Below are 15576 nucleotides of genomic sequence, written 5' to 3' on the forward strand. Positions count from 1 at the left end.
TCCTATTTATTCATGTCCTTCAACAGTCTTTCCAGCTTTTTCATTTGTTCCCCGTAACCGGCCCAGTCGCCCTGGCGCTGGAGCTGCATCATACGCTCGAAGGTTTTGGCGGCCTCTCCAGCCAGTTCTTTGACACCTGTCGGACGGGGTGTTACCCCTGTTTGCGCCGAAGCAGGGGTCGCGACCTTGCCGCCGAATACCTTTTGAAGCGCCCCTTCGAGCGTCTGGTCCATGACGACATTGTTCTCATAGGCCACGATGATCCGCCTGAGCTCCGGCAGGCCGCCCTTGTCCTGGGCGGCGAGGTAAAGTGGCTGAATGTAGATGAGGGCCGATTCCACGGGAATGATGAGAAGGCTTCCCCGTATGACCTGTGACCCTCTCTGTCCCCACAGGGTGAGCTGCTGGGATATGTAGGAGTCCTGATCGATGCGCGCGTCGATCTGTCTCGGACCGTAGACAAGGCGGTCCCGGGGAAAGGTGTAGACAATGAGTCTCCCGTAGTTGGGGGTATCGCACCGGGCCGCGAACCACGCCGCAAGGTTATCCCTCTTTGCCGGTGTGTAAGGGGCGAGAAGCACATATTCCTCATTTTTCTCCCCGGGGATCTTCATGATCAGGTAGTAAGGATCCATCGACTTATCCCCGTAGGAAGGTATCTCCCAGAGGTCTTCCTTGTTGTAGAACGTTTTCGGGTCGCTCATGTGGTACGTGGCGTACAGGGCTACCTGTGTCTTGAAGATATCCTTGGGGTAGCGTATGTGTTTCCTCAGGTCCTCAGGCATTGTGTCGAGGTCCTGGAAGAGGCCCGGAAACATAGCACTGTACACCTTCGCGATAGGGTCGTCGGGATCGCTCAGGTAATACCTGATCGCGCCGTTGTACGCGTCGACGGTTATCTTCACGGAGTTTCGCATGTAGTTGACCCGGTTGCGTAGCCGCCGGGAATAGGGCAGATGCGTCGAGACCGTGTAGGCGTCGACCATCCAGTAGAGCTTCCCCGAGTCGGATATGACCATGTAGGGGTCCTGATCCAGGGAAAGGAATGGCGTCGCCCTTCGAATGCGCTCTGTTATATTGCGATAATAAAGGATGCGGCTGTCAGTCTTGATGTCGGATGAGAGCATTATCTTGGCGTCCTTGAAGTGGGCCGCGAAGATGAGTCTCTTGAAAAAGGAATCGAAGGCCACACCACCGGATCCCTTGTAGGAGCTGTAGACATTCCCTTCCGAGGTGGGGTAGCTGAACTCCGGGATTCGCGTGTTGGCGATGGCGTAGCTCCTCGTGAGCTCGCCGAAATAGATCTCGGGGGTAGACACCTTGATATCCTTTGTGATGGAACTGGGTGGGATGTCCTTCATGATGAATTCCGGAAGACCCTCAGGGGTTATTCTGGCGACATGCGCCAGAGAAACGCCATTGCCATGGGTGAAGACCAATTTTTCATTGATCCATGACTTGCTCGGGAGGTCGTCATAGGAGAGCTCCCGAGCGGACAGCATCACCTGCAGGTACTTGCCGTCGACCGTGTACCGGTCGTTCTCGATGCTCGTAAACTTGTAATAGGTCCGTATCTGTTGGAGTTGTCCCAAGGTTTTGAGGAGGGGGCTCTCGTCCCACAACCTGATGTTCCGTATCGTCGCATCGTTCTTCCGGATATCATTTGCGGATAGATTGTACTCAACGTCAAAGGGCCTGAGATCGATCTTCTCGAGATCGTACCCGTAACGGGTGAATTTTATGTGGTGCTCGATGAAGGGTTTCTCCAGGTCGAGTTCATTGGGAGTTACCTTGAAGTTCTGGAGCAGGTTGGGATAGATGACCATGCCGATGATGTAGACGGCGATAATAGCCCCGACCGGGTAAAAGGCGGATCTGAACCTGCTCTTCGCAAAGGCGAGAATGAAGGCTGCCGCGGCAATTACGCACAAAACCACAAGGATATTTATGACGAAAAGCTTTGCATGAAGGTCGGTGTAGCCTGCTCCCGTGATGACGGTGTGGGGGGCGTAGAGCAGATCGAACCTGTCCAACCAGAAGCCGAAGGCGGTCTTCAGGAGCACCAGCGAGGCGAGAATGCCCAGGTGTAGCCGGATCTCTCTTGCCACAAACAATTCGAAGCGGTTAACGTGAAAGCCGCGTTTGATGGCGTAACTCACGACGCTGATGAGCAGGGACATGAAAAGGAGGAAACCCAGGAAGGCACTCAGCGATTGATACAGAGGCAGTTTGAAGAGATAGAAACCCACATCCTTCTCGAAGATCGGGTCGAAAACCCCCGTCGGGACGGCTTTAATGAAGAAAAGGATCTGATCCCAAAGGTTCGCCCCCCACAGTGCCCCGATGACGCTGATGAAAAGGGCAACCAGGAGACCGAGGAGGCGAGACAGCCCGACTATCCTGTCCGTATTCAATGAAACCGTTGTGTAGCCGTTGATGGAGATGCTCGCCGTCGGGAACCGGACCTTGTTCGTAAGCCGTACATTGATGAAGATGAAGAGGAATGCGAAGATACCGAAAGCGAGGCCCGACAGGAGTTCCACCGTAATGACCCGGGAGAACACGAAGCGATACCCCGTTTCGACGAAGAAGAGCCAGTCGACATAAAGACTTACAAGCCGCGAAAACGCGGCAATAAGAACGATGATAGAAGCGATCAGGATGAATCGTTTCCGGTTCTTTACCATAATAGTCTCCCCCAGCGTTTTAAAGTGTAAAGACTACCATCATTCTACCGGAATAGAAACAGATTCGTGTGTAAAGGGGGATACAGAGAGACAGGTGTATAGGTAACAGACAATAAGGGCCGGGTCATAGGTAATAGGTTATGGGTAATAGGAAGAACCGGCCGTGAGGGAAGTACGCTACCCTAACACTACAGGCAATGTCGTTCCTATTACCCGTTACCTATAACCCATCACCCGTCTTCTCTACTTCAGCTTGTGTTTTTTTGCCCATTTTGCTACGTCGATGGGGCTTTCGAGGACCTCGACCCCGGCAGAGCGGAGGGCCTCGTGTTTGCCCGCGTGGGTGCCGGCGCTGCCGCGCACTATGGCTCCGGCATGGCCCATCTTCTTGCCCTGGGGCGAATAACGGCCCGCTATGTATGCCGCGACAGGTTTCGACATTTTCCGTGCAATGAAACCTGCTGCCTTCTCTTCCTGCTCTCCGCCAACCTCTCCGACGACGATGACGGCGTCCGTGTCCTTGTCATTTTCGAAAAGCTCCAGGATGTCCGCGAGGTTTCTGAGGACAACGGGGTCGGCGCCCATGCCCACGACGGTGCTTTGCCCGACATTGGTCTCCGACAGGATGCCGGCAAACTCGTAGGAAAGGGTTCCGCTGCGTGATATGATGCCCACCCGCCCGGGTGCGAAGAGAGATGCCGGCATGATGCCCATCTTACCCATTCCGGGAACAAGGATACCCGGGGTTGTCGGGCCGAGGGCGAAAACGCCCCTTTCCATTGCATAACTGCGCATTTTCAGAACGTCCTTGACGGGGATGTGCTCGGGGACGATGACGATGAGTTTCACTCCGGCGTCGATCGTCTCGAGGAAGGCGTCGAGGACGAAGGCCGCGGGAACAAAGAACACCGAAGCATTGGCCCCCGTTTCCTTCACGGCTTCGAGGACGCTGTTGAAGACAGGCACGCCCTCGACTGACGTTCCGCCCTTCCCGGGTGTGACGCCGCCTACGACGCGTGTGCCGTATTCAAGCATCCAGTGCGTCTGGGCACTTCCGATACGGCCGGTGATGCCCTGTACTATAACACGTGTGGAATCGTTCATGAGTATGCTCATAGGAAAACCTCATATGCTTTCATTTCTGTGGCCTGCATGGCGGTCATACGCGCTTTTCCCGGGTCTTCGTGCCCCCGGTTCCGCTCTTCCTATCGGGTCCGACAAGCTTGTAGAGAACCTCCACGGCCTTTTCCGTAGCCGCTTCCGTCACGACGTGGACACCGCCGGACTTGAATATCTCCCACGTTTCTTCCTGACGGTTGCCCAGCGCCTTGGCGACAACGGGGATCCTGACGTTGTGCTCCTGCATGTAGCGGATAACGCCCTTCGCGCCCTCGTGGATGGGGTTGATGCCGCCGTATACATTTATGAATATGCCCCTCAGGTCGGGCTTCATCATGATAAGTTCCATACACCGGTACAGAAGGTCCGCCGTTATGCCTCCGCCGGTTTCGAGGAAATTCGCAGGCCTCATCTTCTGGCCGATGATGTCCATGGAGGCCATGCCCAGGCCAGCTCCCGAGGATATGAGACCTATGTCGCCCTCGAGGTCAACGTAAGTGACGCCGATCTCCCTGCCTCTTCTCTCCAGGGGGTTCTCGATGCGGTCGACGCGGTCGGGCAGGGGAAAACGTATCCGCGAAAGGGCGGAGTCGTCGACCTCCAGGACGGCGTCGACGGCCATCAGGGCACCGTTCGATAACACGACGAGGGGGTTGATCTCGGCGATGAGGGCCTCGTACCGCGTGGCTATATGGTAAAGCTGGCCGATTATCTCGCTCCAGGGAGTGATGAGCTTCTGCTCGAGGCCGAGCATCCTCAGGAGGCTCCGCGCCTGGTAGGGATAATAACCGAATGATGGTTCGATGTGGATGGCGGCTATCTTCTCCGGTGATGTCTTTGCCGTCTCCTCGATAAGGACACCACCCTCGGTACTGACGACAATGACCGGTTTGCCCGAATAACCGTCAACGGTGATGCCGAGGTACAGCTCCCTGGCGATATCCACTTTCTGGCACAGGAGTGCTTTGCGGACGGGCATCCCCTTGATCTCGGAATTGAAGAGCGCGTCAGCCACCTCTTTCAACTCGTCCGGGTTCGACGCCGTCTTGATGCCTCCGGCAAGCCCCCGGCCGCCGACGAGCACCTGTGCCTTGATGATGACGGGATACCCGATCTCACCGGCGGCGTGAAGCGCGTCGTGCATGTCGCTGACAAGCTCACGGCGGGGAACGGGAATGCGGTTCTGTTCAAAGATGTCCAGTGCTTCATATTCGTGAAGTCTCATATGGGATCCCTTTGTGTTGATTTGGCTTCATGGCAATCCGGCACAACCCGGAACTGCAACAGACAAGTATAGAAGCAATCGTATTCGAAGTCAATGTAATTGATTAGGAATGTTATCAGAAAATGAATAAAAGAAATAGGACCTATAGGAGAATAAGACCTATGGGACATATAAGACCTATAGGACACATAGGACCCATAGGAGATGTCTGGAGGTGTTCGCAGGCGGCTCCGTCAGTCCTATAAGTCCTAAGCGTCCTATAAGTCCTATTGGTCCTATTCTCCTATAGGTCCTATTCAATCCCTTGTCTCCCACCCCTTTCCTCCCCCCCCTTCCTTCACCCCTTTCTTTTTTGAAAATTTAATTGCATTTCTGATTTCATTTGTGTAAAGTTACGCATGGCACAGACAAAGACGAAACAACCAACCAAACAACCGGAAGACAGCAGTCAGGTGGCGTACCAGGGCATTCGGCGGATGATCTACACCAGGGAACTCGTCCCGGGTCAGAAGATCGCTTACAGGGACCTGGCGGAGAAGCTCGGCCTCAGCCCAACGCCCATCATTCAGGCGTTGAAACGGCTTGAGCTCCTCGGGTTCGTCTGTCATGAGCCGAACAGGGGATTCTACATGTCTCCCTTCAGTCTCAAGGAGATCGAGGAGATCTACGAGTTGCGGGAGCTCATCGAACCTTCCCTGGTGGCCGACGCGGTCCGGAACATCGACAAGAAGGGGCTGGCGGATCTCAAGGCCGCTCTTGAGGCGCATCTCTCCGCGGAACGCGATTTCTACCTGAAAGAGAGGCTCTTCAAGAACAGGGAGTTCCATCTGACCCTGGCATCACTTTCGAAGAAGGAGACGCAGATACGCATACTCCACAATCTCTTCGACATTCTCTTTCTCAAGTACAGCGATCTGCCGAGGTCATCGCTGGTGGCGACGGACCAGGAACATCAGGAAATATATGACGCCGTTGCGCTGAGGAGCATGGACCGGGCGCAGGCGGTGCTGAAGAACCACGTCACGAATGTGAAGATCCAGGTACTGTCGAGCGTCCGCAAGATGCTCGCCGAACAGGAACGTTCCGAATTCTAGGAACACGCGCCGTATCGAATTTCAACTAGAGGAGGCAATAGCTTATGGGTATCAAGACAAAAGACGAATATATCGAATCATTGAGGTCTCTCAAACCGACCGCCTACATGTTCGGAGAGAAGCTGACGGACATCGTGGACAACCCCCGTCTTCGCGCCGGCATCGAGGCGACGGGCGCGACGTACGAGATGGCGGAGCTTGACCCCGATCTCATGATCACGACAAGTCCGCTCATCAATGAACCGGTGAGTCGTTTTACGCTTCCCCCGGGAAACGCTGAAGACCTTGTCGCCCGCGTGAAGGTGAACCGTAAGATAGCGAATCACGTGGGAACCTGCCACCAGAGGTGCACCGGCCTCGACTGCCTGTCGACCCTGGCCATAGTCACGTACGACATTGACAAGAAGTACGGCACCGAATACTATCCCAGGTTCATGGAATTCCTGAAATACATGCAGAAGAACGATCTCACCGCCAATGCCGGCGTTACCGACGTCAAGGGCGACCGTTCGCTGCTTCCCTATCAGCAGGTTGACAAGGACATGTTCATCCACGTGGTGGAGAAACGGGCGGACGGCATAGTTGTCCGTGGCGCAAAGGCCCATCAGACCGGGTCTCTGTCCTCCCACGAGATCATCGTCCTGCCGAGCAGGGCCATGGCAAAAGAGGATAAGGACTATGCCCTTGCCTTCGCGGTGCCGGCCGATACCAAGGGCCTTATCCACGTTGTCGGCCGTTCGAGCCTTGACATGCGGGAACTGGACGGATGTGACATCGGCAACGCCTATTACTCAAAGTATTGCCCGACCCTGATATTTGACGATGTGTTCGTCCCATGGGACAGGGTTTTTCTGTGTGGTGAAACGGAATTCGCACTCGATATGGTGGTGAAGTTCTCATCCTTCCATCGTCAAAGCCACGGCGGCTGCAAGGCCGGCAAGATCGACTGCATGGTCGGTTGCGCCCTCACCCTGATGGACTACAACGGCACCTCCAAGGTGAGCCACCTCAAGCAGAAAGTGATCGATATGATACACAGGGCCGAAACCCTTTACGGTTGCTGTCTCGCTTCCTCGTACGAAGGCAAGAAGCAGCCTTCCGGTGCTTACTTTATCGATACGGTCCTTGCCAATGCTTCCAAGATACACGAGGGCAAGGAGATGGCCGAAGCAACAAGGCTCATGATAGACTGCAGCGGCGGTTTTGTGGCCGACCTGCCTTCGGACAGAGATTTTTCGAACCCTGAGATCGGTGATTTGCTGAAGAAATATCTCAAGGGCGTTGACAGCGTTCCCGTCGAGAAGAGGATAAAAATGTACCGCCTGGCGGAGAAACTGGCCCTCGAAAGCGCCGACACGATCTCCGACATCCACGGCGGCGGGTCTCCCGAGGCTCACAGGGTCACGATCTTCCGGGAAACGAATATAAACGACAAGAAGAAGGCCGCCAGGCGGCTCGCAGGAATAGACGAATAGCTGTTATCCATCAGAACAAAGGAATGAAAGGCCGGCACATGCCGGCCTTTCCTATTTTACAAGATTCGAGAGTATGAGTACTGTCCAGTACGGGGACAGCATGAGCAGGATTATGGATACTATGTAGGCGGGAATGTAGTAGAACGCCCCCCTGAAGACGGATGCGAGGGGAATATCCTTGGCCATCCCCGCGACAACGTAGCAGCATATCCCTATGGGCGGCATGATGGAACCCATGGTTGTCACGATGGTTATGACCTGACCGAACCAGATCGGGTCGTATCCCAACTGTGTGACGAGAGGATAGAATATGGGAAGGGACACGAGAAGGAAGGCCAGCGCGTCCATGACGCAGCCGCCTATTATATAGCATATGATTATCAACCACAGCAGCACCCAGCTTGGCAGGTCGAGCCCGCTGATCCAGCCCGCGATCTCGAAGGGGAGCCGGGTGACCGTTATGAACCGGCCGAATATGACAGCGCCCGCCACGATCATGAACACGAGACAGGAGATCCTGAGGGTGTCGACGATCGACTTTATGAACCCGTCCCAGGGGAGTTTGCGCCGTATAAGGCAGATGATGAGCGCCAGGGTGCAGCTCGTCGCCGCGGCCTCGGTGGCCGTCACCACTCCCGTGAACAGGGCGTACATGATGATGCCGAAGAGTATGAGGATATCGACGATATCGGGGAGGGCCCGGAAACGTTCCCTCCAGGAACTCCTGCTTGCCTTGGGCCCCCAGTCGGGGTGACGCCAGCAGATGTATCCGACGGTGGCGGCTATGGCAGCCGTGAGTATAGCGCTGGGAATGACGTTCCCAAAGAAGAGCTTCCCGATCGATTGGCCCGTGTATAGCCCGTATACGACAAGGACAATGCTGGGAGGTATGAGAACGCCCAGTGTTGCGCCCGCGGCCACGGAGCCCGCGTTGAGCATGGGATGGTAGTTGTACTTCTTCATCTCCGGGATTGCAACGGTGCTCATCGTTGCGGCCGTGGCCGTGTTACTGCCGCTTATGGCGGAAAAGGCGGCGCACGCCATGATCGTCGTGATCGCGAGACCACCCTTGTAGTGGCCGAACCATTTGTGGGTCGCGTTGTAGAGGCCGTTGTTGTAACCCGCGTAATGTACGAACTCCCCTACAAGGATGAACATGGGAATAACCGTCAACCCATAGTTGGAGAAGATCCCCCACATGTCGGCGCCGATCATTCCGAAAGCTGCCTTAAAGGATGTCACGTAAGCGACACCGAGAAACCCGATGATCGCCATGGTGAAGCCGGCAGGTATCCTGACAAGGAAAAGGGTCGCGAACATGATAATGATTCCGTAGATGCCGACGATAGGTCCATCCATCCCTAGTTCTCCTCGTGAAAGAGTTTCTTCAGAAAATCAATGAATGCCGTGAACGACAGCAGCGCGAAGCCGACGGCTACCATGAAGACATAAGGATGGAAGACGATCTTCAACGTCTCCGATACTTCGCTCGACTCCCATATCTTCATCCCCCACACGTACAGCTGCCATGACACGACGCCGAAGAAGAGCGTGATCGCGAGATAGGCCACCTTGTCGATAAGGTTCTTCAAAGGCTCAGGGAACTTTTCGGTAAGAATGTCAACGACTATATGGTCCTTGCGCTTTTGGGTGTAGCCGAGCGCGAAAGCGATCACAACCGCGCCGAGAAAGGAGACGATCTCGTAAGTGCCCCGAAAGGGAAGGTGAAATACCCTCAGGACGACGTTGCCCGTGGCCAGCAGCATGAGTGCTAGCACCGATATGCCGCCGAGGAAAAGCAGAACCTTGTTGCAGAAGTTGTTGAAGGTGTCCAGGTAGCGCATGGTGATTCTCCTTCAAGCATCGAACAAAAAGTATACGGTATACATCAAGCGGAGGACTGATAAAGCCGGGACGATTGCCAGTCCCGGCTTTATCAGCGCATCCTATTTCTTGAACTGTTTCTCGTATTTGTCCCGCAGCATGTAGACGTCTTTCATTATCTTGTCACCGGCAAGTCCTTTCGCGGAAACGCGCTTGACATAGTCGTCGATCATGGGTTTCGTCAGCTTCGGGATCTCCGCCATCTCGGAGGCGGGCAGCTTGATGATCTGAAGGTTGTACTTCTGCTTGGACCACTTGACTGCTTCCGTCACATGGTCGTCGACATACTTGCCGGTCCATTCCGCCTGCTCGCGCCTCAAGTCGTCGAGGACCTTCTTTACATCGGCGGGAAGGGCGTTCCATTTCTCCTTGTTCATCACAACCGCGAAGGTCACGACAAAGAGGTTCGTTTCCGTCGCGTAGGGAGTATAGGCCGCGAAGTTGAAGTCCTGGAGGATCTCCATGGAGGAGACAACGCCTTTTACAACTCCTTTCTGCAGGGCTTCAGGCGTCTCGGACTGGGGCATCGCGATGGGGATCGCTCCAAGCTTTTTCACGGCCTCGGCTCCGGTCCCCGACACCCTGAGTTCCATCCCTTTGAGGTCCTTGAGAGACTTCACGGGTTTGGTCGTCATGAAGTCTGCGGGGGGACAGGTGAAGACGGTAAGAAGCTTCACCTTCTCGAATTCCTGGGGATACTTTTCGAGAAGATCGTAGAGGGCAAGGCTGGCCGCCTTGGCGCTGGTGAAGCCAAGAGGAAGATCGATCGCTTCCGACACGGGGAAGCGCCCCGGTTGATAGCTCATCGCGAAGTTGCCGATGTCCGCCGTGCCCGCTATGACGCCGTCGAATATGTTTTTGGCGGGAAGGAGTGTTCCTCCGGGAAAGGTCTGTACCTTCACCTTGCCGTTGGTCCTCTTCTCAACCTCCTTGGCCCAGCGTTCCATCTGTACGCATGGGAAGGTCTTCGCCGGCGGGAAGTTTGCATAGGTGAGCGTTATTTTCGTCTGGCTTTGGAGATTGCCCGTGCAAATGAGGAACGTTCCGAAAAGCAGGACGCATAGACCGAGGAGCAATAAAGATCTCTTACCCTTCATATTAACCCCCTCTATTGTGTTATTGACCCCCCTTTTCAGGGTCAGCAGGTACCAGTGTTCAAAAAGACTCGATGGAATACGGCGGAAGCTGGAGGTTGAAACCCGTATGGTGAGCGTCAGGAGAACATTCCCCGTACCGCAATGGATCCGGACTGCTGACCCGGGGGTACCTCTTCTCCCGACACCCTTGAACAAACGCTTCCCGAATATACCCCAAAACCGGTTCTTTCCTTACAGAAGCGATAAAAAATCAAAGATACTATATCTTAGTAAAAACCCCTGATCTCTGGTAACGTCCGGTTGCCTGTCGTCTGCTCTTAAGAATCATTGTATACAACTTTTTAGAAATGACAATCTAAAAAATATCGCTTGACAAGTAAATTTTCCATTTACTATATTGACACAAAGAGTATACTGTATACAATAGATTCCATGTCAAGGAAAAAACGATTCACATTTCATTAACCAGTTAGCCGGTGGTTTTTACCAGTATCAACCAATTCGTCGAGGAGGGCTCAATGGATGTATTCAGGAAAATGACAATGCTGTCGCTGGAGCAGGCAACCGTCCTTCCTTACCTGAGTTATCGTCTGGCCATGGACGGCATGAGAGTGATACGACTCGAACACCCGGTGTACGGGGACCCCAACCGCATGATAGGCGAGAACAGACTGGGTGAGGAAAGGATGAACACCTACTTCATGACCATCAACGCGGGGAAGGAGTGTGTCACCCTCGATCTGGGTTCTCCCGAGGGGAAAGGCATTCTCAAAGACCTTATTGTCAACCTGAAGGTCGATATCTTCGCCACGAACCAGCTTCCAAGGAATTATGAGAAACTTGGCATAGCTTACGAGACCCTGAAGTCCATCAAACCGGACATCGTGTGGGTGGGATTGACGGGTTTCGGGCCCGACAGCAACGAGGCGGCCTACGACCCCATCCTCCAGGCACGGGGAGGGCTCATGGAATTGACCGGCAATGCCGGCGAGGACCCGCAGGTGGTCGGCATTCCCCTGCCGGACATGGGGACGAGCGAACACGCCTACGGGCTCATAATGAAGGCCCTTGTGAAGCGCGCGATGACGGGAGAGGGAAGCCGCATCGACGTTTCCATGCTCATGTCGACGACATCGTGGCTCACCGTTCCCATTTGCCTTACGAAGTCCTTCGGCAACAAGATCTCACGAAGGGGCAACACGCATGAGTTCTTCGCGCCTGTTTCCGTCTACGAGACGAAGGACGGTTATGTCTATATCGCGGTGGGGAACGACAGGCAGTTCGCGTCGATGACCCAGCTTCCGGGCTTCGAGAAGCTCGCACGGCCCGAATACGAGAAGAACAAGGGGCGCATAGGAGATGTCAGGAATCTGAACGACACGATAAACGCATGCACAAGGACGAAGACGACGGCGGAGATGATCGAGATGTGCAACAGGGCGACCATAGCCATTTCCAGGGTGAACACCATAGAGGAAGTGATCGAGGATGAGTATGTGAAGGGAGCCATGTTGACCTCCCGGGACCCGAAAACGGGAACCCGGATCTGGATGGCCCCGCCACCGTTCATGACGCCATTTCTGAAGGAATCGGACCGTCAGATGACCTTCCCGCCGAGGTTCGGGGAACATAACGCCGAGGTGTATAGAAACATAGGGTATTCACAGGAAGAGATCACCGGTCTCAAGGAAAAGGGGATCATATAGCCTTCCTTCCAAACGAGGGCAGCATGGGTCTTGTCGACAATATCCTGAAGGGCGACGAAAAGAGCGCGGCCCGGCTCATCACGGGAATCGAGAACGGGGACCGTGAGGCCTATCAGGAGCTCTCGCTCCTTTTCCCGCACACGGGTAAGGCGCATATCATCGGGGTGACAGGTCCGGCCGGGGCAGGCAAGAGCACCCTCATAGGACAGCTTGCTCTCCTGCTTGCGGGCAAGGGCAGCAGTGTCGGAGTCATAGCCACCGACCCGACAAGTGTCAACGGAAAGGGGGCCTTTCTCGGTGACCGCGTTCGCATGAAGGGGGCCGAAGAACACAACGTTTTCATCCGGTCCATGGCGCATCGTTCCCACCCGGGGGGTATCGCCAGGGCGGCCGCCGCCGCGGCCTACGTGATGGAGGGTCTGGGCAAGGACCACATCATCGTGGAGAGCATCGGTGCCGGGCAGACAGACAAGGACCTTTTCTTTCTCTGCGATACGGTCATCACGGTCTTCACGCCCGAATACGGCGATGAGATCCAGCTTTTCAAGGCGGGACTTATGGAGATCGGGGATATCATCGTGGTCAACAAGTCGGATACATCCGGGGCGGAGGATGCCGCGCGCGACATCCTTCTTGCTTCAAGGCTGACGGCGCGGTCGAACGGTTGGGACGTTCCCGTCCTTCTCACCGATTCACAGCATGGTACCGGCATAGACGCCCTCGTGGAGGCGATGGAGGACCACTGGCAGCGGTCCGGCAGGAAGGGCCGGACGCAGCGGAAGGCGGACAACGCTGAGGCGTTCATGGTGGCCCTTCTGAAGGAGGAACTGTGGCAGGAGATATCCGAGAGGTTGACTGCCGCCCGGACATTCAAGGAAGTGGCCGGTGAGGTCCGCTCCGGCAGGATGGACCCCTATAGCGCGGTCCGGAAGATACTCGATGAATTGGAGCCGAAATGGACTTTTCGCTGACGAAGGAACAGAGATTCTTCAGGGAGCAGGTGTCGCGGGCTGTTCAGCGCATCGTGGCCCCCTTCGCGGATTCCATCGACCGCAGTGACACCTTCCCCAGGGACCTGTTCCGGGAACTGGGCTCTCTGGGATATTATGGTATCAGGTACCCGGAGGAGATAGGAGGCATGGGTGCGGACTGCGTCATGTTCACCATTCTTTCGGAGGAACTGGCGCGGGCCTCGATCGGCTTCGCGGCGATCGCCACGATGCAGTGCCTCATGGGTACGGACTTCATACACAGGTTCGGTACGGGGGAGCAGAAAGAACGGTGCCTCTTCCCGGCGATCAGGGGGGAGAAGATCGGGACGATCGCTTTTACCGAGCCTGACTGTGGTTCCGACCTGGGGGGGATAAAGACCCGGGCGGTGAAGAATGAAAAGGGATACCTGCTGACGGGCCGGAAGCTCTGGATCACGGACGGCGACGTTGCCGATTTCGTCACCGTGGCCGCGACCACGGCGCCTGAGAAGAGGCTCGGAGGGATAGGCTTCTTCCTCGTCGAAAAAGGCACGCCCGGCTTCTCTGTGGGGCAGAAGATAGAGAAGATGTCCGCACGGGGAGCGGCGACGATGGAACTCATCTTCGACGGGTGCCAGATCCCGTCGGACAGCCTCATGGGTGAGGAAGGGAAGGGCGCGAAGTACCTGAGCGATATTCTCAGCGAGATACGGATCATGATAGCCGGCCTGGGACTTGGCCTCGCGAAGAGCGCCTTCGTTTCGGGCCTTCGATACGCGCGGCAGCGCGAGGCCTTCGGAAGGCCCATCGGCACGTTCCAGCTCATAGAGGAAAAGATAGCGGAGATGGAGGTGCGGATCAGGTCGGCCGAGCTTCTCACCTACCATGCCGCGTGGCTGAAAGACAGGGGTTCCCTGACGGTGAAAGAGGCCGCCATGGCGAAGTTCTACTCGACGGAGGCCGCCTGTTTCGTCGTCGACGAGGTGTCGAGGATACATGGCGCCTACGGCGTGGCCGAAGAATACCCGGCCCAGAGGTACTTCAGGGATGGCCGGTTCCTCCTTTTCGGAGGAGGGACGTCGGAGATTCTGAAAACGATCATCGCGAAAGACACGATGAAAAAATGTGAGTTCGAGATCAACTGAAGGAGGGGTCTATGGATTTCGCGTTTACAGAGGAGCAGCAGTTCTTCAAGAAGATCATAACAGACACCGTTGACCGCATGGTCGTGCCCAGGGCCCGCGAGATCGACGAGAAGGACGAGTTCCCCTGGGAGCTGTGGAGGGAGTTCACGAGGCTGGGATATCTCGGCCTGCGCTACCCCGAAGAGATAGGCGGCATGAACGCCGACCCGGTGACGGCAATGATCTTTTACGAGCAGATCGCGCGCGGTTCGGTGGGATTTGCCCAGAGTGTCATCATGAACATCCTCATGGGCACCTACTTCGTATATCGTTTCGGTTCGCAGGCTATCAAGGAGCGCTGTCTCTACCCGGCCATGAGAGGAGACAAGGTCGCGACCATGTGTTTCACGGAGGACCAGTCGGGTTCCGACCTTTCCGCCACGAGGACGACGGCGGTCAAGGACGGGAACGAATGGATCATAAACGGCACGAAGATGTGGATCACCAACGGTCCCCACGCCGATTTCGCGACGGTGCTCGCCACGACGGACCCCTCGCTTGGAGCCAAAGGGCTTAATTTCTTCCTTGTCGAGAAAGGGACCCCCGGATTTTCACCCGGCCAGATCCTCGACAAGCTTGGGTGCAGGGGGACGATTACCGGTGAACTGGTCTTCGACAATGTCAGGGTTCCGGAAGAGAACCTGCTGGGCGCGGAGCTCAACAAGGGCGTCGAGTATCTCGCGGAGATCCTCGACGAGGTGAGGGTCATGACAGCCGCCATGGCGATGGGTATAGCCCAGGCGGCCTACGATGAGGGTCTCGAGTACGCGAGGAAAAGGATAGCCTTTGGAAAGCCCATCGGTACCTATCAACTCATCAGGGCGAAATTCGCGGACATGGCAACCGAGATGGAAGCGAGCAGGCTTCTCATCTACTCGGCCGCGTGGAAGATCAAGGAAAAGCTCCCGAGTCGTCTCGAGGCGGCCATGGCAAAGATGTTCGCAACGGAAACGTGCCTCAAGGTCGTAGACGAGGTGACGAGGATCTGGGGCGCCAACGCCTTCGCCAACGAATACAATCCCCAGCGTCATTTCCGGGACGCGCGCTTCCTCCTTTATGGAGGCGGCACGCACGAGATCCTCAAGGATTTCATGGGCAGGATGCTTATCGGCAAATAGTGGATGTGTTTGCCCG

General features: G+C 55.7%; 12 protein-coding genes. 6 read left to right on the top strand and 6 right to left on the bottom strand.

Annotated elements, in window-relative coordinates:
* Positions 1-2: 2 nt before the first annotated feature.
* The 3 genes from GXX82_04500 to GXX82_04510 form a co-directional block, all read right to left on the bottom strand.
* A complete protein-coding gene (locus GXX82_04500; protein ID NLT22288.1) occupies positions 3-2687 on the bottom strand; it encodes a UPF0182 family protein in 2685 nt (894 codons plus the stop codon).
* Positions 2688-2930: 243 nt separating this feature from the next.
* The gene (gene sucD, locus GXX82_04505) at positions 2931-3803 is read right to left on the bottom strand and encodes a succinate--CoA ligase subunit alpha (protein ID NLT22289.1); all 873 of its coding nucleotides are present in this window, start codon (positions 3801-3803) and stop codon (positions 2931-2933) included.
* A gap of 43 nt (positions 3804-3846) precedes the next feature.
* On the bottom strand, positions 3847-5031 hold the full coding sequence (locus GXX82_04510; GenBank protein ID NLT22290.1) for a succinyl-CoA synthetase subunit beta: 1185 nt from the start codon (positions 5029-5031) through the stop codon (positions 3847-3849).
* Positions 5032-5429: 398 nt separating this feature from the next.
* Between GXX82_04510 and GXX82_04515 the strand changes: the two genes are divergently transcribed.
* Together GXX82_04515 and GXX82_04520 are read left to right on the top strand one after the other, a co-directional pair.
* Positions 5430-6125, top strand: a complete 696-nt coding sequence (locus GXX82_04515) for a GntR family transcriptional regulator (GenBank protein ID NLT22291.1) — start codon at positions 5430-5432, stop codon at positions 6123-6125.
* Between the two features lie 44 nt (positions 6126-6169).
* Positions 6170-7600 (top strand): 4-hydroxybutyryl-CoA dehydratase, encoded by a 1431-nt coding sequence (locus GXX82_04520; protein ID NLT22292.1) that lies wholly within the window; start codon positions 6170-6172, stop codon positions 7598-7600.
* Positions 7601-7651: 51 nt separating this feature from the next.
* Here the strand turns inward: GXX82_04520 and GXX82_04525 are convergent, their stop codons facing one another.
* From GXX82_04525 to GXX82_04535, 3 genes are all read right to left on the bottom strand, one after another.
* Positions 7652-8959, bottom strand: a complete 1308-nt coding sequence (locus tag GXX82_04525; GenBank protein NLT22293.1) for a TRAP transporter large permease — start codon at positions 8957-8959, stop codon at positions 7652-7654.
* 2 nt (positions 8960-8961) lie between these two features.
* Positions 8962-9444, bottom strand: a complete 483-nt coding sequence (locus GXX82_04530) for a TRAP transporter small permease (protein ID NLT22294.1) — start codon at positions 9442-9444, stop codon at positions 8962-8964.
* Between the two features lie 102 nt (positions 9445-9546).
* Positions 9547-10581, bottom strand: a complete 1035-nt coding sequence (locus GXX82_04535) for a TRAP transporter substrate-binding protein (protein NLT22295.1) — start codon at positions 10579-10581, stop codon at positions 9547-9549.
* A gap of 518 nt (positions 10582-11099) precedes the next feature.
* Between GXX82_04535 and GXX82_04540 the strand changes: the two genes are divergently transcribed.
* The 4 genes from GXX82_04540 to GXX82_04555 are packed head-to-tail and all read left to right on the top strand — an operon-like array spanning position 11100 to position 15560.
* Positions 11100-12287, top strand: coding sequence for a CoA transferase (locus tag GXX82_04540; GenBank protein ID NLT22296.1), 1188 nt, complete (start codon positions 11100-11102; stop codon positions 12285-12287).
* A 23-nt stretch (positions 12288-12310) separates the two neighbouring features.
* The gene (gene meaB, locus GXX82_04545; protein ID NLT22297.1) at positions 12311-13258 is read left to right on the top strand and encodes a methylmalonyl Co-A mutase-associated GTPase MeaB; all 948 of its coding nucleotides are present in this window, start codon (positions 12311-12313) and stop codon (positions 13256-13258) included.
* Positions 13243-14403 (top strand): acyl-CoA dehydrogenase, encoded by a 1161-nt coding sequence (locus GXX82_04550; protein ID NLT22298.1) that lies wholly within the window; start codon positions 13243-13245, stop codon positions 14401-14403. Before meaB ends, GXX82_04550 begins: the two co-directional genes overlap by 16 nt.
* Positions 14404-14414: 11 nt before the next feature.
* Positions 14415-15560, top strand: a complete 1146-nt coding sequence (locus tag GXX82_04555) for an acyl-CoA dehydrogenase (GenBank protein ID NLT22299.1) — start codon at positions 14415-14417, stop codon at positions 15558-15560.
* Positions 15561-15576 lie beyond the last annotated feature (16 nt).

Origin of the sequence: Syntrophorhabdus sp. (genome assembly GCA_012719415.1) — a bacterium.
Classification (GTDB): domain Bacteria; phylum Desulfobacterota; class Syntrophorhabdia; order Syntrophorhabdales; family Syntrophorhabdaceae; genus Delta-02.